The organism is Elusimicrobiota bacterium (genome assembly GCA_016182905.1).
In the GTDB taxonomy this organism is placed as follows: domain Bacteria; phylum Elusimicrobiota; class Elusimicrobia; order UBA1565; family UBA9628; genus GWA2-66-18.
Genome location: JACPFR010000009.1, coordinates 107,691 through 125,925 on the forward strand (window position 1 = coordinate 107,691; position 18,235 = coordinate 125,925).

An 18,235-nucleotide genomic window follows, 5' to 3' on the forward strand; every position below is an offset into this window, starting at 1 on the left:
CGAATTATAGCTTTCGGGCGCGCGGGAATGATTACGGCCTCATGAACGCACGACGGAGGGCGGGCCCTTACTCGAGCCGGTAATCCTCGGGATCCAGGGAGACCGCGGTCAGGTCCAAGGTCTCGGGCGGGATCGTCCCCCGGGCCTCCAGCAGGCGCGCGGCCGACCAGGCGGCGAAAGCGTAGGAGAGCTTGGCGTCGCGCGCGTAGCTCTCGTCGCGGCGCCACGACGCGGAGCGGCGCAGGACGACGGGGGCTGGTGCCGCGGATTTTCCGGCGGCGCGCTGAACGAGCCCCTCGGGCGTCAGCGCCGCGGAAGGAAGCACGCCCGGAGCGAGGCCGGCGACGAACGCGTCGCCATGGGTCGAGAACATCGAGAGCCAGGACCTCGGGTCGGTCAGGCCGGCGCCGGCCAGGCCGAGAGCCCGCTCCCGAGGCGAGGTCGCCTCGAGCCAGCGCAGGCCGAACAAAGCGGTGTCGCCCGAGACGAGAAGGCTGGCGCCGGGCGGAACGGCGCGGCGAAGGTTTCGGACGTAGTCGTACGCCAGGAAATCGTCGCGGCGCTCGGGGACCGGCGAGCGGAGCAGGAGCGCGGCGGCCGCGAGCGCGAGGCCCGCGGGCGCGAAGCGGCCGAGGCGGGACGCGGCGGCGCCCGCGAAGGCGCCGGCGGCGAGGGCCGGGACCAGGAAAGCCGGCTCGAGCACCGATCTCGCGACCCAGTTCGAGATGTCGAAGCTCGCGAGGACGACGAAGAGCGGACCGCTCAGAACGGCCGCCAGCAGGAGCCCGGCCGCGCGGTCCCGGTCCTCGCGCCACGAGGCCGCCGCGCCGTACGCGGCCGCGGCGGCGGCCGGGATCGACACGGCGAGCGCCCAGGCCTTCAAGGACCAGCCGAAAAGCCGGACGGCGCCGTCGGGCGTGAGCGGGCGGGCGAGCTGGGCCGACAAGGTGCCGGCGCCGTATTGGGAACGGAGCGCGACGGAGAGGGCGGCGCCGAGGGAGCCGAGGCGGACCCACAGAAAAGCGTAGAGCGAAAGGCCGGCGAAGGCCCACGGGACGGCGGCGGCGAGAACGGCGCTCAGGGACGAGCCCCAACGGCGAGCCTCGGAACGCCATAGGAGAAGGAAGCCGGGCAAGAAGAACAAGAGGCTTTGATGATTGACTAGACCGAGACCGGCGATGAAGCCGGACAAACGCGCCCTACGCCAAAAATCCTCCTTTTCACCTTCGGACAGAAATAACAGAACGGCAACGATACTTGCATGCAAAGAATATTTTTCCTGGATCAGCGCGAACTTCCACAGCGGGGCGGAGAAGCAGAGGACGCTCGCCGCGGTCAAGCCGGACCAAACGCCGTGACGGCGGCGGACGCTCAGGAAGAGGAAGAAGACCGCGCCGGCGGCGGCGAGGCAGGACAGGACGGCGAGGCCGTAAGCGGGATTGCCCCACGGGAAGACCGTCTGCCACAGATGGCCCAGAACGGAATAGAGAGGGTATCCCGGCGGGTGGGCGACGCCCAAGGTCAGCGCGGCCGCGGCCATGTCGGCCGAGTCGCGCGGGGCGATCGAAGGCGACGCGCCGGCGAGGTAGAAGCCGAACGCGGCGAGGAAGACGAGAGCGCTCATGCCCAGCTGCGCAGCGGCAAGGACGGATCGCAGGGCCCGGTCCAGGCCGAGCCTCCGGACGACAGGCGCCGGCAGGCCGCGTGGGCGATCATCGCGGCGTTGTCGGTGCACAGCACGCGCGCGGGCAGGCGCACGGCGAAGCCCGCGGCCTCGCCCCGCTCCTTCATCAGCGCGCGCAGCCGCGAGTTGGCCGCGACGCCGCCGCCGAGGACGATGTCCTTCGCCTTGAACCTCTTCGCGGCCGCGACGGTCTTGTCGACGAGGGTCTCCGCCACGGCCTCCTGGAAGGACGCGCACAGGGCGTTGAGCTCGCGGCCCTTCGGCACGCGGCCCTTGAGGTGATAGAGCACCGAGGTCTTCAGCCCGGAGAAGGAGAAGTCCCAGGTGCCGGGCATCGCGGGCCGGGGGAAGGCGACGGCGGCGGCGTCGCCTTTCGCGGCGCGCTTGTCGATCTCGGGACCGCCGGGATAGCCGAGGCCGAACAGGCGCGCGACCTTGTCGTAGGCCTCGCCCGCGGCGTCGTCCCGCGTGCGGCCGAGCACGCGGTAGCTCCCGGGCGCCTTCGCCAGCACGAGGTCGGTGTGCCCCCCCGAGACGACGAGAGCCAGCACCGGCCAGCGCAGCCTGTGCTCGAGCTCGGCGGCGAGCACGTGACCCTCGAGGTGGTTGACGCCCACGGCCGGGACGTTCATGAGGCGCGCCAAGGTCTGCGCCGCGACCTTGCCGATCAGCAGCGGGCCCATCAGGCCGGGGCCGCGCGTGTAGGCGACGGCGTCGAGCTTCCCCGGCCCCGCGTCCTCGAGCGCCCGGGCGACCGCGGGCATCAGGTTGTCGAGATGCGCGCGCGCGGCGAGCTCGGGCACGACGCCGCGATAAGGGGCGTGGAGCTTCGTCTGGGAGGACACGACGTTCGAGCGCAGACGCCCGTCCTCGACCACGGCGGCCGAGGTGTCGTCGCAGGAGGTCTCGAGGCCGAGTATCCTCACCCTTCGCGCTTCAGCGCTCCGAGCACGTCGCGGGCCTTCAGCAGCTCGACGGCGCGGTCGAGCGCCTCGTCGCGCACCAGCTCCTCGGCCTTCACCGCGGAACGGGGCTTCTTGTCCTTGGCGTAGATCATCTCCCATTGGGCGTAGAGCTTCGCCTCGGCCTCGGGGGTGACGGGAACGACGATGTCCGGGACGATCCCGCCGGTCTTGTTCTTCTCGTCGCGGTGGATCGACCGCCCGGAGGGCGTGTAGTAGCGCGCGACGGTCAGGCGCAGCCCCGAGCCGTCGGGCAGGGGGATCAGGGACTGCACGCTCGCCTTGCCGAAGCTCCGCTCGCCGACGACGACGGCGCGCTTGTGGTCCTGCATCGCGCCCGCGACGATCTCCGAGCCGGACGCCGAGCCGCCGTTGATGAGCACGACGAGCGGCAAGGACGGGTACGGGGCCTTCGCCCCGGCGGTGAAATCCTGCCGGCTGTCGGCCTTTCGCCCCTGGGTGTAGACGACGAGCTTGCCCTCGCCGAGGAACATCGAGGCGACCTCGACGGCGGCGGACAGCAGGCCGCCCGGATCGTTGCGCAGGTCGACGACGAGGCTCGTGGCCCCCTCCTTCCTGAGCTTCTTGAGCGCGTCGGAGACGTCGTCCGCGGTCTTGGCGCTGAACTCGGCGATGCGCAGGTAGCCGACGCCCCCGTCGAGCTTCATCGCGAGCGTGGACTCGATCTTCACGAGCTCGCGCGTGATCTCGACGGTCACCGTCTTCCAGTCCCCCTCGGAGTCGTCGTCCGGCCCGCGCTCGAGCTTGAGCTTCACCTTGGTCCCGGGCGCGCCGCGCAGGGTGCGCAGGGCGTCGGACATGCCCATGTCCTTCGTCGGAGCGCCGTCGATCTCCACGACGCGGTCGTTGGGCAGGACCCCCAGCCGGTAGGCCGGCGAGCCCGGCATCGGCGTCTGCACGGTGAGCCAGTCGTCCTTGAACGTCAGGCGCAGGCCGACGCCGCCGAACTGGCCCTCGGTCTCGGTCTTCATCTCGCGATGGATCTCGGGATCCATGAACTGGGAATAGGGGTCGAGCGTGCGGACCATGCCGGTGGCCGCGCCGTAGATCAGCTTCTGGGCCTCCGGCTCGTCGACGTAGTTGTCCTGGACGAAGCCGAGCACGTCCACGAGGAGCTTGAGCTGCTCGTAGGTCTTGTCCGCGCCGGCCGCGTAGGCGGGGCGGGCGGCGAGCGCGGCGGCCACGACCGCCGCCGTCAGGTAGCGCTTCATATCCATGCTCCTAGTTTATTTCTTTTCCAGCCAATCCGCCGGGTCGAGCGCGTCCGTGCCGCGGCGGATCTCGAGATAGACCTGCTCGCCGGCGCTCGCCAGCTTCTCGGACGCCCGCACCGCGTCGCCCTTGTCCTTCACGATCTCGCCGAGCTCGCCGTACACGCTGAAGAAGCCGCCGCCGTGGTCGACGATCACCACCTTCCCGTACGAGCGGAAAGGCCCGGCGAAGATCACGCTGCCCGGCGCGATCGCGCCGACGGGGGCGCCGGAGGCCGAGGCGAAGACGACGCCCTGCCTCACGGTCCAGGTGCCGAGCTGCTCGTCCCGCTCGCGGCCGAACGGGCGCAGGACCCGGCCGTCGACCGGCCAGGGCAGCGAGTGCTTGGGCAGCGCCAGGTCGGCCTTCGGCCCGGTCTTGCGGTACTTGCCCGGCTTGCCGAGCTTCTCGATCAGGGCGGCCATGGCCTTCGCCGTCTCCTCGAGTTCCTTGGCGCGCCGCGCCCGGGCGGCCACCTTCACCTGGGTCTCCTCGAGGGCGGCCTTCTTCTCCTCGTACTCGCGGCGGCGGCCCTCGCGCTCGCTCTGGGCGCGCCGGCGGCTCTCGTCGAGAGAGCGCGCGCGGCGCGCGGTCTCCGCGGCGGCCTCCTCGGTCTTGAGGCGGAAGCCCTGGAGGCGCCGCAGATGCCGTCCCTTCTCGATGATCGCGGACCGGCGGAACTCCTCGGCCCAGAGCTCGCGGGTGCCGTACGCCTCGAAGCTCGCGGCCCCCGCGGCGGAGTGGCGGGCGGCCTCGGAGGCGATCGCCGCCGACCAGAAGCCGGCGACGCTCTTCGCCGCGTCGAGGCGCGACCTCAGGTCCGCGCGGCGGGCCTCCGCGCGGCGGATGTCGGACTGAAGCCCCTCGACGCGCTTGCGCGACGCCGCGTCGCGGCTCTCGAGGCCTTTGACGTCGGCTCCGAGCTCCTTCTCCTCCTCGCGCAGCTCGTCGAGCTCGCGCAAGGTCTGCTTGAGCTCGACCTGGATGCGGGAGAGCTCGGCGCGCTTGGCCTTGAGCTGGGCGCGGGCCGGGGCCGCGCCCAGCGCGAGCAGCCCGGCGAGGATCAGGGCTCCGCGCGCCATAGCGACAGGGACCAGCCGAGGGTCGCGCAGGCCGCGAGCAGGGCGGCCTGGGCGAGCGGCTGCGGCCAGGCCCACAGGAGCTCGTCGCGGTGCAGCGGCCAGGTGAGCGCCGTCGCGAAGAGGATCCCCGCGGCGCCTCCGGCGGCGGACCACAGCGCCAGCCTTCCTTTGTCCTTCGAGGGATGGGCGCTCGGCGGCAGGCTGAGCAGGCCGAGGGCCAGGGCGGCGATCAGGCAGAGCAAGGTGCTCAGCGTCACGCGCAGCAGGTAGGCGTAGAAGCGCAGGCGCAGGATGGACTGGACCTGTCCGGACTTGTAGCGCAGGTCCGACCAGTCGGCCAGGCGGCGCACGCCGTCGATCCACGCGCCGAGATGGGTCAGCGCCTCGGGCGCCGGGGCGACCTCGAAGGCCGCGGGCAGGGGGTTGTCGCCGACGAGCGCCGTCGATTCGGCGAGCTCGGGGTCGTCGCGCTTGAGGGCCGCCAGGGCCTCGTCGGCCGAGACGAAGCGCACCTCCGCGACCTCGGGGGCGGCGCGGAGCTTCTCCTCCAGCACCTTGGCGCGGGCCTCCTCCAGGGAAGGGCGCGCGAACAGCACCACGCGGAAATCGTCGCGCAGCGAGGCCTCCAGGCGGGAGCAGTGGCGCTCGGCCAGGAGCAAGGTCTCCCCCGCGAGCCCGGCGGCCGCCGCGAGCGCGAACAAAGACCCCAGTCGAACCTTGCTTTCGGCACTCATCCGCGCGATTCTACGAAATGCGGGGGGTCAGCGGTAGGGGACGAACACGGCGAGGCCCTTCTTGATCGCGCTCCCGACGGCGGGCAGCGCGAGCAGGGCGGTGATCAGGACCAGCCACAGGCTGCGGTCCATGACGTACTTCAGGAAGCCCCCCTTCTTGGCGGGCGCGGCGGGAGCCTCGGAGGCGGGCTTGTCGGCGGGCAGGGCGGAGGAGACCTTGATCACGTCCGGCAGCCCCAGCGCGCGGCCGAGCTGGGACACCGGCATCGAGCCGGACACGAGGGCGGTAGCACCCCCGGCGGGAGAGGTCTCGAAGCCGAGCACGCGGTCGAGCGCGAAGCCGGTCTTCGCCGTCAGGGCGCGCACGCTCTCCGCGATGGACTCCTCGGGCCGGGAGGCGTCGCCGACGCGGAGCTTCAGGAGGTAGTCGCCGGCGACGCGGGCGTCCGCCGCGGGGCGGGAGCCGCGCTCCACCTCGACGCGCCTGACGCCGGGGCGGCCGATGGCGTCGCCGAGGCGGGACGCCGGCAGCCAGCCGCTGATCCGCACCGAGCCGCCCGCGCCGGGCAGGGGCTGGAAGCGGGCGTCGGGGCGGAAGGCCGCGGCGGAGCCGAGGCCGGCGACCGCGTCGCGCAGGGCGCCGGCCTCCTGGGAGTCGAGCTCGAGAGAGACGAACAGCATGCCCTCGGCCGTGGGCACGGGCGAGACGAGCTCGATCGCGGCCGGGGGCCGGGAGTCCTCGAGCGCTTGGCGGCGGGGCTCGGGAGCGGCGCCGAACAGGCGGGCCTCGTAGTCGCGGCGGGCGTCCTCGCTGGCCGAGTCGAGCTCGGAGCCGCCGGCGGCGGCCGGAGCGGCGGGCGGCGCGATCGGCTTGTCGGACGCGATCGACGCGGTCCGAGGGGCGGGCTCGACGCGGGCGGCCTCGGCGGGCTTCGGCGCCTCGGTCTTCACGGCGACGGGAGCGAACGGGCGAGGCCGGGGGCGAGAAGGCGCCGACGGGGCCTTGGCCTCGGTCTTCGGAGGAGCCGGACGCTCGGTCTTGGGTTCGGGCTTGGGTTCCGGTTTGGGCTCCGGCTTCTCCTTCGGGGCTTCCTTAGGAGAGTCCTGGGGCTTGGTCTCGAAGAACTGGCCGACCGCCGCGTCGGGATGCTTGTAGCCGCCGCCATCGCCGTAGGACTTGTTGGAGAAGGGCGAGGTCTTCGCGGGCTGCGCGCGCGCCGTCGAGAAAACCGCGGCCGTCACGACGAGGGCGGGGATCAGGTGTCTCACGCCCCGATTCTACCACGGGGCGGTTTTTAGGTCAATAGACCTGTACGCGTAGGTCCAAGGACCCATTCCTCGACGCGGGCCCTGAGGCCCTCCAGCGCGAAGCCGAGCGCCGCGCCGAGCGCGCAGGCCGCGGCTCCGTGGGCGACGGCGAGCGCGGGCGCGACGCCTCCCGCGCCGATCGCGGCGACCGCTCCCGCGGGCGCCAGCAGGCCCAAGGTCAGCCAGCCGCGCGGGTCCCCGAGGAGCTTCGGCGCCTCGGCGCCGGACTCGCGCCGGCCGATGAGGATCAGGGCGACCGCCAGGCTCGGCGTGCCGATGAGGATCTCGCGCCAGCGCCACGGCCACCACCAGAGCGCGTCGGCGGCGGCAGAGAGCCGGTCCACGGACTCCCACATGCCGGCGGCGCGCAGGGCCGCGCGCGGCGCCAGCAGGCCGAACAGCGCCGCGATCAGGACGACCGCCGTCGCGAGGTCGCGCAGGCGCAGCGGGGCGTTCCAGCGGGAGCGCGCGCTCGGGCCTTCCGGGGAGAACAGCGCCGCCGCGCCCACGATCATCGGCGCGGACAAGGTCCACAGGGTCCAGGCGCGGGCCAGCTCCTCGCGCCGCTCGGGCGCGAGCGCGGCGGAGGCCAGCAGGCCCGCGGCGGAGGCGGCCGCCAGCGCCGCGGCGAGGCCGGTCAAGGTCTCGGGCACGGGCGCGGAGAGCGGGACGCGGGCCGAGAACCAGCCCCGGGCCGCCCGCTCGGCGGCGAGCCCGGCGCGCGCGGCGAGCAGCGGGCCCAGGACGCCGATCACGAAGAACAGGAAAGTCCTCGCCGCGCGCTCCGCGCGGGAGCTCTCGTCCTTCGGCGCGGCGGCCGGGATCACGCCCGGGAGATCCGCGCCCTTGACGACCTTCAGCGCCTCGCGCAGGCGCTCGAGGTTCGCGTCGAGGCCGGCCGCGGGCGCGGGGCGCAGGACCAGCAGGCGCATCGCGCGTCCGTTCGCCGCGCGCAGCAGCGCCGGCCGCCGGGAGGAGACGGGCAAGGTCCGAATCCAGAGCCGCTGGCCCGCGACCGAGGCCCAGGGGCTGGTCGACGCCGCGACGGGGATGAGGCCCGCGGCCGAGACGACGGCCACGGTCTCGGGGTCGAACCCGGCGGGGACGCGGGTCAGGTCGACGCCCGGAGGAAGATCGAGGGAACGGCCGCCGGAGGCCGTCAAGGTCACGGTCGACGCGTCGATGCCGCGCGCGGCCAGGGCCCCGGACAGCCGCGACATCACCTTGGGGTCCTTGGTCCAAAGCGAGTCCGGGGACGGCCCGCCGCCGGGCGCGACCAGGCCGAGCGCGCGCCATTTCTCGACCTCGGCGCGGGAGAAGTGGAGCGCCTCGCCGCGCGCGGCGAGCTCGGCGGCGGTCTCCTCGCGCAGGACCACGGCCGCCACGCCCATCGCCTTCAGCCGCTCCCACAGCTCCGGCGTGGACGCCGGCGCGCGGCCGGTCAGCGCGGCGAACGCGTCGGCTTCGACGGAGGGCAGGACCGCGCGCTCCGACGGCGCGCGCGTCGCCCACACCGCCGCCGCCGAGGCCGCCAGGAGGGCGAGCAGCGCGCCGCGCGAGCGCGTGGCGCTCACCCGGGCAGGGCCTCGCGGAAGATGTCCAGGTACGCCTCGACCGAGCGGTCCCAGGAGAAATCCCCCGCCATGCCGGCGCTCACGCGCGCGGCCCAGCCCGCGGCGCCGAACCCGGCCAGCGCGCGGTCGAGCGCGCGCGCCAGGTCCGCGCCGTCGCCGGGCTCGCAGAGGAAGCCGTTGGCCGGCCGCCCGCCCCGGGGCTCCTCGAACACGGTGTCGTTGAGGCCGCCGGTGCGCGAGACCACGGGCACCGCGCCGTACCGCATCGCGATCATCTGACCGAGGCCGCAGGGCTCGAAGCGCGACGGCATCAGGAACAGGTCCGAGGCCGCGTAGATGCGGTGGGCGAAGGGCTCGTCGAACTGCCGGTGGAAGTGCACGGACCCCTTGTGCCGGCGCTCGAGCGCCGCGAACATCTCGGTCAGCGAGGGGTCGCCGGTGCCGAGCACCACGAGCTGGCAGCGGTCGAGCCGCGGCTCGAGCGCGGCGAGCGCGATGTCGAGCCCCTTCTGATAATCGAGGCGGGACACGACGCCGATCAGCGGGCGGTCGCCGCGCAGCTCGAGCCCGCACTCGCGCTGCAGGGCCTCCTTGCACGCCGCCTTGCCCGCGGCCGCGTCGGCCGGCGAGAACTTGCGGGCCAAGGAGGCGTCGCGCGACGGGTCCCAGGCCTCGAGGTCGATGCCGTTGAGGATGCCGCGGAGGTCCTTCGAGCGCCGCTGCAGCAGGCCCTCCATCCCGAAGCCGCGGTCCGGCGACTCCTGGATCTCGCGCGCGTAGGCGGCGCTGACGGTCGTGAGCTTGTCGGCGTGCACGATCCCGCCCTTGAGATAGCTGACCTGCCCGTAGTACTCGAGCCCCTCCGAGGACCAGTCCTCGGGGCCGAAGCCGCCCGCCGCGAGCGCCGCGGGCGGGAAGTTCCCCTGGTACGCCATGTTGTGGATGGTGAACACGCAGCCCGTGCCCGCGAAATGAGGGTCGTTCTTGTAGTGGCGCTTCAGGTGCGCCGCGACGAGGCCGGTCTGCCAGTCGTGGAGGTGGATCACGTCGGGCTTGAAGCCGATCGCCTTCGCGCCCTCGAGCACCGCGCGGGAGAACAACGCGAAGCGGCGGTCGTTGTCCTCGTGGTCCTTGCCGGCGTTGCCGTACAGGCCCTCGCGGTCGAAGTACAGCGGGTAATCCACGAAGTACACGGACACGCCGCGCCGGTGCAGGAAGCTCAGGCCCACGTCCACCGACCCGCCGGCGATCGGCACCTTGATCGGGTGGGCGATGCCCCCCTCGAGCGACGCGGCGCGGATCGAGCGGTACTTCGGCAGGAACAAGCACACGTCGTGGCCGAGGGCGCCGAGCCTCTGCGTCAGGGCTCCGACCACGTCGGCGAGCCCCCCGGTCTTGCAGAAGGGAACCGCTTCGCTGGCCGCGACGAGGATCTTCACTTTATTTAGGCCAGAGCCCCTCTTTCTCCTCTTCTTCCGGGGCCTCTTCCGCGGCGGCTTCAGGCGCTTCGGCGGGGTGCTCCGACAGGGCCTCGGCGATCACGGCCTCTTCGGTTTGCTCCGCGACGGACTCCTCCGCGGGATGCTCGGACAAGGCCTCCGCGATGACCGCCTCCTCCGTCTGCTCGCCGATCGTCTCCGCTTCGGGCGCGGGGCGCTCGGCGGCGTGCGGGGTGTCGATCGGGGCGGCCGGGGCGGCGGCGTCCGCGGGCGCGAAGCGGTCCAAGGGCGGGAGATCCTCGAGGCTGCGCAGGCCGAAGTGGCGCAGGAACTCCATCGTCGTGCCGTACATCAGCGGGCGGCCGACGGTCTCCTTGCGGCCGACGACCTTGATCAGGCGCTTCTCGAGCAGGGTCTCGAGAGCCGCGATGACCTCGACGCCGCGGATCTCCTCGACCTCGGCGCGCGTCAGCGGCTGCTTGTACGAGATGATCGAGAGGGTCTCCTGCGCGGCCGTCGACAGCCGCATCGTGGCGCGGTCGCTGAAGAGCTTGCGCATGTACGGCGCCAGCTCCGGGCGCGTCGCCATCTGCCAGCCCTCGGCGACGGCGATCAGGCGGTAGCCGAGGTTGCGCTCCTCGAGCTCGCGGCGCAGGTCCTCGACGCAGGCGACGATGCGGTCCTGGTCGCGCACGTTGACGAGCTTGCACAGCTCGCCGGCCGACAGCGGGCGGTCGGTGATGAACAGCAGGCCCTCGAGCGCGCGTCGCAGCAGGGCCGGGTCGTTGGCGGGAGACGGCGCGGGCGCTTCGTCCGGCGCAGAGGCGGCGATGGACTCGGCGGTCGCCTCGGCCGGGGCTTCGGCGGCGTCGGTCGTTTCGGCGTCGGCGTTCTCGGCTTCAGGGCTGGACATCGGTCTCTCCTTCGGGCTCCGCCTTCGGCGGCTCCACGGGTTCGGGCTCGGCGTGACTTTCCAGCGGCGGATCTATCGGCGCTGAGGCGAGGGCCTCCGCGATGAGGGTCTCCGCGATCGGAGCTTCCTCGACCGCGTTCTCGTCCTTCTTGAAGATGCTGATCCTGCCGAAGGTGCCGTCCTGGCGGATGAAGATCTTCTGCAGCTTGGTGAGCTCGAGCATCGCGAGGAAGCAGGCGATGATGCCGCGCCGCTTGCGCTCGTCGGCGAACAGCTCCTCCCACGGGATCATCGGCCGTTCCTGGAGGAGGAACAGGATCTTCTCCATCTTCTCCTCGATGGGGAACTCCTCGCCCTCGACGGCCTGGGAGTCGTCCTCCGCGCCCTCGAGGATGACCTTCAGGTGCGCCATGAGGTCGAACAGGGAGACGTTGGGGGACTTCTCGGCCTCCTCGAAGTGGGGCGCGCCGCGGTAGAACACGCCCTCCATCTCGGCGGCGCGGTCGGCCAGGAACCTCGAGGCCTCCTTGAACTTCTGGTACTCGAGCAGCTTCTGCGCGAGCTCCGCGGCGGGGTTCGGGCCCTCGTCGCCCTCGGCGTTCTGCTCGCTGGGCAGCAGCGCGCGGGACTTCACCGCCATCAAGGTCGCGGCCATCACGAGGAAGTCCCCCGCCACGTCGAGGTTCATGTCCTTCATGAGCTCGAGGTAGGAGAGGTACTCCTTGGTGATGTGCGAGATCGGGATGTTGTGGATGTCGAGGTCGTCCTTCTTGACGAGGAACAGCAGCAGGTCGAGCGGACCCTCGAACAGCTCCAGCGACACTTCGTAGGCCTTCTCGGTCATTTAGCGGAGCCTCATCGCGCGGCGGACTTCGACCATCGTCGTCTTGGCGACGGCGCGCGCCTTCTCAGCGCCCTGCATCAGGACGGCGTCGACCTGAGCGGAGGTGAAGGACTCGCGACGCTTCCGGAACTCGGCGAACGGGCCCGACATCTCGCTCAGCAGGTCTTTCTTGCAGGCGCCGCAGCCGAGCTGGCCCGCGCGGCATTCGTCGCCGCGCCTCATGTAGAAGTCCGTGTCCGCGTAGAGCTTGTGCAGCGCGTACACCGAGCAGCCCGGGGGGTTCTCGACGCACGGGAGCGGGTGGCCGGGGTCGGTCGCGGTCTTGCGGTTCGGGTCGGTGTAGGCCGACTTGATCTTCTTCTCGAGCGACTTCTCGGTCTCGTAGATGTCGATCGCGTTGCCGTACGACTTCGACATCTTGCGCGAGTCGAGGCCGGGGACCTTCGGCGTCGGCGTCAGCAGCGGCTGGGGCTCGGCGAAGACCTCGCCGAAGACGTGGTTGAACTTGCGCGCGATCTCGCGCGACAGCTCGACGTGGGGCAGCTGGTCCTGGCCGACGGGGACCTTCGTGCCGTGGTACAGGAGGATGTCCGCGGCCTGCAGCACGGGGTAGCCGAGGAAACCGTAAGTCCTCAGCGCCTCATTGCCGCCGACTTCGACCGTCTCGGATCTCGTCACGACCAATCTTCTGGTTTTCGGGTCGGCATCGCCCGTATCGATGACGATCTGATGCTTCGTCTTCGCCAGCTCCTGGAGCTGCTCCTTCCAGGTCGGGTTGTTCTCGAGCCAGCCGAGCGGCGTCACCATCGACAGCATCAGCGCGAGCTCCGCGTGCTCGGGGACGTCGGACTGCTTGAAGATCACGCACTTCGCGGGGTCGAGGCCGGCGGCGAGCCAGTCGAGGACCATCTCGCGGCAGTTCTCCTGGAGCTTGGAGGTGTCGTCGTAGCCGGTCGTCAGCATGTGCCAGTCGACGACGGAGAAAAAGCAGGAGTATTGAGTCTGCAGGCCGACCCAATTATTCAGCGCCCCCCAGTAATTCCCCAGGTGGAGACGGCCGGTGGGACGCATGCCGGAAAAGACGACATCCGCGCGCTTCATTCCGTCGTCGATTCTAGCGTTTCCCGACGGGTAATTCCAGATATAAATTGCGCCGGGGCCGGGCCGATTAGTCCGCTTGAGGCATCACGAACCGTGCGTTGGAACGGTATGTTCAGAAGCGCTTTCGGCCGACTCCCGAAAGGGGGCCTGATTAGGCTGAATCGGTCGACCTGGCGTTCCCGCTCGCCCAAATCGAGCGATCTGGCCTTTTGGTGGATGGATCAGGGGTCTGCCGTCGCGGACTGCCGGAACAAAAGGGGTAGCTTGATCGTATGAAGGTGTGCCCCTCTCGCCCGCCGGTCGTCCCGACGATGCCGGCGGCCGTTTCCGCGAGCTCAATATGGACGAGGCCTTCGACCGGCCTGGAAAATACCGCCTCCGCTTCGTGTTCGACGAGACCGCGATCTCCGCGAAAGTCGACGCCGAGTCTCCCCCCGTCGAATTCGAAGTCGTTCCATGAGGCGGCTTCTGCTGGCCGCCGCGTTGACGAAACCGACGGGCTCCGCTCAACCAGGGTTTAGCCCCCCTTCTCCGCCGCCTCGTTTGTCCCCATCTCGTAGCCCCCGTCTCGTCCCGGGGACTACATTTCCTTCCCATCCGCGCCTACCGCCTCAAAAATCGTTCGGCCTCCGCGCGTACGCTCCCTCCATAATTCCAACATCCGAAGGTTACTCTCCGGTTATGTGATGCCGCGCCACCGGAGCGTAATATATCCTTTCATCGACCTGATCGCATGAGCGGAGCGCACAAATCAATGATACGAACGGCGGCGATCGTGTGGGCGTCGTTGCTCTTCGCAGGGAGACACGCTGCGGCCGCGCCCTCGCCGAGGGACACGGCCGTCGCACTGCTCGACGGGCGCCCCGTCGTTTCGGAGAAGGACCTCTCGGATTACCAGGCCGCCCAGGCCTGCTATGGAGAGGGCGCCTTGACCTCCCGCAAGGCCGCCTTCATGCGTCTGCTAGAGGCAGCGATCGCCGAGGAAGCGATGCGGGCCCACGGCGGACCGTCTCTCGCGAAGGGCGACCTCGAACGTGAGGCCGACCGCATTGACCGGGAGACCCGCGCTCCGCTCATCATCGCCTGCGTCAAGAGACACTTTGCCGCCGCACCTCAGGATTATCTTCGCGGCTACGTCCGACTCGTCTGGGTCGAGTCACGCTTCAGAACCTTTCTCGCCTACGACCCTCGCGTGCAAGCGCGTGCCCGTCGTCAAATCCTGACCGCCCTCGAACGCGTGCGCGGCGGGGGCTGCCTCGAGGCTTCATCGAGCGAACTCGGCCTCGCATATTCGAGCGCGACCTATGCCCTGTCGACTTCTTCGCGTGCCCCGGCCGTTCCCGAACTCAACGGATTGCGCGGGCCGCCGGATGAAACGGAGTTCATACGCGGCAATCTGGCGGACCTCGCGGCCGGTCAGGTCAAGGCGGAGCCGGTCGAGACGGACTTCGATATCCGTCTGCTGCGCCTCCTTTCTAAGGAGGGTGCTCGGTGGACCTTCGAGTCCGTCTACGCGCGCAAGGACAGCGAGGCGGACTGGTTCCAGATCCTGCCCAAGATGAAGCTGTCCGTCGTCGACAAGCCGTTGCGCCTTTGGCTTGAAGGGATCAAAGGCAATCCCCGGTTTGCGGCCGTGCTCATGGAGACGGCGCCCGAGAAGCGCTGACCGATCGTTCACCGCGCGTTTTTTCCGGCCTCCCGCGTCTCTCATCCATGCTCTTCGCGTCGGCGCTTACTCATAATTCCCACATAATAACATTGCTCTTCGGCGATTGGTCTCCGCGTACTGGGGTTCTAATATCTTCCCATAGTTCGCTCAGCTTCGCGTTTCCAGGAGACAACATGAACGCATCAGCCCACCCGATTCGCAATTTGCTCGCCCGCACTTTGAGTGGCGGAATCTTTGCCTTCGCACTTTCCACGGCGCGGGCCGTCGAGATGCCCGCCCCTATCGATGATATCTCCAACACCTCGATCGAGCGCTCGGCCGACGCGCTTTCGCGCGCCTTCTCGAACCTCGAGCAAAAGGCATCGAGAGCAGGCCTTGCCCTCAAAGAAACGCATGCTGCCGGGCGCGCGGCGGGGGATTCTTGGACGACCAAGGCTCCGATGATCACACCGAGGCACCAAGCGGGGGTGGCTGTCGTCGGAGGAAAGATCTACGTGATCGGCGGCCCGACGGGGAACTCTCTCACCGTCACGAACGTGAACGAGGAGTACGACCGGGCGACGAACTCATGGACGACCAAGGCTCCCATGCCCGACGTGAGGCTCGCCCTGTCCGCGGCGGCGGTGGGAAACAAGATCTACGCCATGGGAGGCGGCACCGCCTTTCTCGTCGGTTTGAACACGAACTTCGAATACGACGTGGCCGCAAACGCCTGGACGACCAAGGCCCCCATGCCTACGGGCCGGCAGGATCTGGCGGCGGCGGCGGCGGGCGGCAAGATCTACGCTTTGGGCGGAAACACCTTATCCGGGATCGTCGCGACGAACGAGGTTTATGACCCGGCGACCGACGCATGGGCCGCAGCGACGCCTATGCCGACGCCCCGCAGCACCTTGGTTGCGGCCGCGGTCAACGGCGCTATCTATGCGATCGACGGAGGCAACAATTCGGGTTTCTTGAACGTCAACGAGAGATACAGCCCGGCAACCGACACCTGGGTGACCCGGGCGCCGACTCCTACGGCCAGGAACGTTCGGTCCGGAGCCGTCGCGCGCGGCAAGGTGTATATCGTCGGCGGAGCCAATTCGTCGGGTGGACTGGACGTGAACGAGGAGTATGATCCGTCGGCGGATGCTTGGACGACCCGGGCGCCCATGCCGACAGCGCGCAACAACGCGGCCGGAGCGTCCGTCGCGGGCAGGGTGTATGTGATGGGAGGAAGCGGCGGGGCGACGGTTTTCTCGGCGAACGAGCAATACGATCCGGGACCCCCGACGCCGTGAGGGGCTCCTGATCCTTCGCGCCGCCGCGGTGCCGATCTAGCTACTTGGTGACGGTGTTGGGAAAGGTCGAGCGAGCGGCGCGCCAGGCCGTCCGCGCCTCGGCGCGCGCGTGGGCGGCATGCCTGAAGAAAGTCTTCGAGGTCAGCCCCGTGCTGTGCGTCAAGTGCGGCGGCGTCATGGTTCTCACGGCACTCATCCAAGACGACCGGGAGCTGGGTCGCATCCTGGCGCATCAAGGCTGGCCGGTGGATTTCCCCAAGCCCAGCCCCGCGCGCGCTCTCCCGGCGCCCGCGACGGATCAAGACGACACCGGCCAATCGGACCCGTCCTCTTTCCGGTTCGTTGCTTTTAAGCAGCAGGAGGCCGGAACGACGCGCTTTAAGGCCTTTATTACGGTTCCCGCTGCTTAAAAGCAAAAAACGAAAAGGGCAACACGTCCGGCGGCCGTCGCCATCAACCCCGAGGACGAAGCCAGGCGAGCGCGGCAGCGCGGGTCTTGAGCTTCCCCGCGCGCTGCAGCTTCGCGGCCCCGTCCAGCAGCTTGTGGAACTCGGGGCCGGGCTTGTGGCCGAGCGCGATGAGGTCGGCTCCCGTCAGGAAGCAGGGCTTCAGCGCCGCCGGCGGCGCCTTCGGAAGGAAGCGGCGCACGGCGGCGGCGACCGGAGGCTCGGGCGCGGTCCGCGGCGACTTGTCCGAGAACGCCAGGGCCAGCGCCTCGTGCAGGATCGTTCGGAGGTGGTGGGGATGAGGGAAGGCGTCGACGAACGCCCGTCCCTTCTCCGCGCCCAGAGCCAGCGCCAGCGCCGCCAGGCGCGGCTCGACCCCGGCGGGCAAGGCGAGCGCGCACGGCAGGTCGGGATGGATCAGGTCCAGGTAGCCCCAGGACTTGAGGAGCGCGAACGCCGGACGGGGGTCCCTCTCGCCCAGCAGGGAGACGAGCTCGTGGAGCAGGCGGTGCGGCGAGAGCTTGGCGGCGTGGCCCGCGGCCAGCGCGTCCTGGGCCTCGTCGACCATGCCCGGGGCCGCACGGTACTTGAGCCGGGCGAGGAAGCGCGCGGCGCGGAACACGCGCGTCGGGTCGTCGTGGAAGCTCGCGGGATGGAGCACGCGCAGGACGCGGTCCTTGAGGTCGCGCAGCCCGCCGTACGGATCGGTCAAGGAACGCGAGCCGTCGTCCAGGCGCACGGCCAAGGCGTTGACCGTGAAATCGCGGCGGAACAGGTCGCGCTCGATGGGGACGCGGACCGCGTCGACGACGGGCAGGCTCGCCGGCTCGGGATAGGTCTCGGCGCGCGTCGTCGCCACGTCCACGCGGAACCGCCCCGCCGACACGACGCGGCGCGTGCCGAAGCGGCCGAACGCCTCGACGGTCCCGCCGAGCAGGCGGGCCGCGGCGGAGGCGATGGGATCGGGATCGCCGGCGACGGTCAGGTCGAGGTCGAAGTTCGGGCGGCGCAGCAGCCAGTCGCGGACCGGGCCGCCGACGGCGTACAGCGGCGTCGCGCGGCGGCGCGCCTCCGCGGCCAGCGGCGCCAGGATCTTCGCCGCCTCGCCGGGGACGGCGACCCGCGTGATGGCTCCGCTCAATCCGCCGCCAGCGCGGCGGGCGGCAGGCCCGCCGACGGGTCCTTCTCCAGCTTCGCGAGGTAATCGGCCCACGCCGTGAGGCGGTCGTTGGCCGCGAGGATCCTCTTGATCCCCGCGATGACCGACTCCCGCGTCGGCTTCCTGCCCTCGTACGGGAGCCAGGACGGGGCGGCGTTCTCGCGCGCCCACGACGGGCTCGCCCGGTAGACGCCGAGCTTGAGGTCTTTCGCGAAGAACGCCATGACGTCGCGCTCGTCGCGGCGCCAGTCCTCGAACTCGAGGAGCTGCGCGAGACCCTCGGGACCGAAGAACACCTCGGGCTCGTGGCCGACCGGCAGATGGTCCCCGAGCGCGCCGCGCATCGCGGCGAAGTCGGCCGACATCTTCTCGCGCCACTTCGCCTCCTCGGCCTTGAACGTCAGGGGGAACACGAAGGCGAGGATCTCGTCATCCGGCTCGTAGTAGATCCACGCCGCCTCGGGCAGGAAGGCCGCGCCGCACGACGGGCAGAGCAGGAGGTTGCACTCCATCGCCTTGGCCTGGTCCCGCAGGATCGGGTCCTTGCCGCCGTGCACGAAGCTCCAGATCGGAGCGTCGAACCCGTCCGTGCAGTTCGGACAGTTCGCCTCGATGGTCCCTTGGAATGACATGCCCTGATTATAGCTAACGCACTACGCCAGGTGACGCCCGCGCCTGGTGTCAGGTTCGCAAATTCGTTGAATTCGGGAACGGGGCGGAGAGTCGACGTCCGGAGGGGCTTGGGATTGACGCGACCATGTCCGT

General features: G+C 70.3%; 17 protein-coding genes. 3 read left to right on the forward strand and 14 right to left on the reverse strand.

What is annotated here, in order from left to right; all coding sequences use genetic code 11:
* Positions 1–67: 67 nt before the first annotated feature.
* The 11 genes from HYV14_03400 to trpS are packed head-to-tail and all read right to left on the reverse strand — an operon-like array spanning position 68 to position 12,913.
* Positions 68–1,624: a DUF2723 domain-containing protein gene (locus HYV14_03400; GenBank protein MBI2385042.1), complete on the reverse strand. Its 1,557-nt coding sequence runs from the start codon at positions 1,622–1,624 to the stop codon at positions 68–70.
* Positions 1,621–2,610: a tRNA (adenosine(37)-N6)-threonylcarbamoyltransferase complex transferase subunit TsaD gene (gene tsaD / locus HYV14_03405; protein MBI2385043.1), complete on the reverse strand. Its 990-nt coding sequence runs from the start codon at positions 2,608–2,610 to the stop codon at positions 1,621–1,623. Before tsaD ends, HYV14_03400 begins: the two co-directional genes overlap by 4 nt.
* Positions 2,607–3,884, reverse strand: a complete 1,278-nt coding sequence (locus tag HYV14_03410; protein ID MBI2385044.1) for a S41 family peptidase — start codon at positions 3,882–3,884, stop codon at positions 2,607–2,609. Before HYV14_03410 ends, tsaD begins: the two co-directional genes overlap by 4 nt.
* 9 nt (positions 3,885–3,893) lie before the next feature.
* The gene (locus HYV14_03415; protein MBI2385045.1) at positions 3,894–5,000 is read right to left on the reverse strand and encodes a peptidoglycan DD-metalloendopeptidase family protein; all 1,107 of its coding nucleotides are present in this window, start codon (positions 4,998–5,000) and stop codon (positions 3,894–3,896) included.
* Positions 4,982–5,734 (reverse strand): hypothetical protein, encoded by a 753-nt coding sequence (locus HYV14_03420; GenBank protein ID MBI2385046.1) that lies wholly within the window; start codon positions 5,732–5,734, stop codon positions 4,982–4,984. Before HYV14_03420 ends, HYV14_03415 begins: the two co-directional genes overlap by 19 nt.
* A gap of 27 nt (positions 5,735–5,761) precedes the next feature.
* The gene (locus tag HYV14_03425) at positions 5,762–7,003 is read right to left on the reverse strand and encodes a hypothetical protein (GenBank protein ID MBI2385047.1); all 1,242 of its coding nucleotides are present in this window, start codon (positions 7,001–7,003) and stop codon (positions 5,762–5,764) included.
* A 26-nt stretch (positions 7,004–7,029) separates the two neighbouring features.
* On the reverse strand, positions 7,030–8,616 hold the full coding sequence (locus HYV14_03430) for a hypothetical protein (protein ID MBI2385048.1): 1,587 nt from the start codon (positions 8,614–8,616) through the stop codon (positions 7,030–7,032).
* Positions 8,613–10,055: a glycogen synthase gene (locus tag HYV14_03435; GenBank protein ID MBI2385049.1), complete on the reverse strand. Its 1,443-nt coding sequence runs from the start codon at positions 10,053–10,055 to the stop codon at positions 8,613–8,615. Before HYV14_03435 ends, HYV14_03430 begins: the two co-directional genes overlap by 4 nt.
* Position 10,056: 1 nt before the next feature.
* A complete protein-coding gene (gene scpB, locus HYV14_03440) occupies positions 10,057–10,968 on the reverse strand; it encodes an SMC-Scp complex subunit ScpB (GenBank protein ID MBI2385050.1) in 912 nt (303 codons plus the stop codon).
* Positions 10,955–11,812, reverse strand: a complete 858-nt coding sequence (locus tag HYV14_03445) for a segregation/condensation protein A (GenBank protein ID MBI2385051.1) — start codon at positions 11,810–11,812, stop codon at positions 10,955–10,957. The genes scpB and HYV14_03445 overlap by 14 nt, the downstream gene beginning before the upstream one ends.
* On the reverse strand, positions 11,813–12,913 hold the full coding sequence (gene trpS / locus HYV14_03450; GenBank protein ID MBI2385052.1) for a tryptophan--tRNA ligase: 1,101 nt from the start codon (positions 12,911–12,913) through the stop codon (positions 11,813–11,815).
* 280 nt (positions 12,914–13,193) lie between these two features.
* On the opposite strand from trpS, the gene HYV14_03455 reads away from it, so the two are divergent.
* The 3 genes from HYV14_03455 (at position 13,194) to HYV14_03465 (ending at position 15,865) form a co-directional block, all read left to right on the forward strand.
* Complete coding sequence (locus HYV14_03455) at positions 13,194–13,373, forward strand: hypothetical protein (protein MBI2385053.1); 180 nt, start codon at positions 13,194–13,196, stop codon at positions 13,371–13,373.
* A 273-nt stretch (positions 13,374–13,646) separates the two neighbouring features.
* Positions 13,647–14,579 (forward strand): hypothetical protein, encoded by a 933-nt coding sequence (locus tag HYV14_03460; protein MBI2385054.1) that lies wholly within the window; start codon positions 13,647–13,649, stop codon positions 14,577–14,579.
* A gap of 176 nt (positions 14,580–14,755) precedes the next feature.
* Positions 14,756–15,865: a galactose oxidase gene (locus tag HYV14_03465; GenBank protein ID MBI2385055.1), complete on the forward strand. Its 1,110-nt coding sequence runs from the start codon at positions 14,756–14,758 to the stop codon at positions 15,863–15,865.
* 40 nt (positions 15,866–15,905) lie between these two features.
* Here the strand turns inward: HYV14_03465 and HYV14_03470 are convergent, their stop codons facing one another.
* From HYV14_03470 to HYV14_03480, 3 genes are all read right to left on the reverse strand, one after another.
* Positions 15,906–16,052 carry a hypothetical protein gene (locus HYV14_03470; GenBank protein MBI2385056.1) on the reverse strand — a complete coding sequence of 49 codons (147 nt, stop codon included), beginning with the start codon at positions 16,050–16,052 and terminating at the stop codon, positions 15,906–15,908.
* Between the two features lie 266 nt (positions 16,053–16,318).
* Positions 16,319–17,452: a CCA tRNA nucleotidyltransferase gene (locus HYV14_03475; GenBank protein MBI2385057.1), complete on the reverse strand. Its 1,134-nt coding sequence runs from the start codon at positions 17,450–17,452 to the stop codon at positions 16,319–16,321.
* Positions 17,449–18,102, reverse strand: coding sequence for a hypothetical protein (locus tag HYV14_03480; GenBank protein ID MBI2385058.1), 654 nt, complete (start codon positions 18,100–18,102; stop codon positions 17,449–17,451). Before HYV14_03480 ends, HYV14_03475 begins: the two co-directional genes overlap by 4 nt.
* Positions 18,103–18,235: the final 133 nt, after the last annotated feature.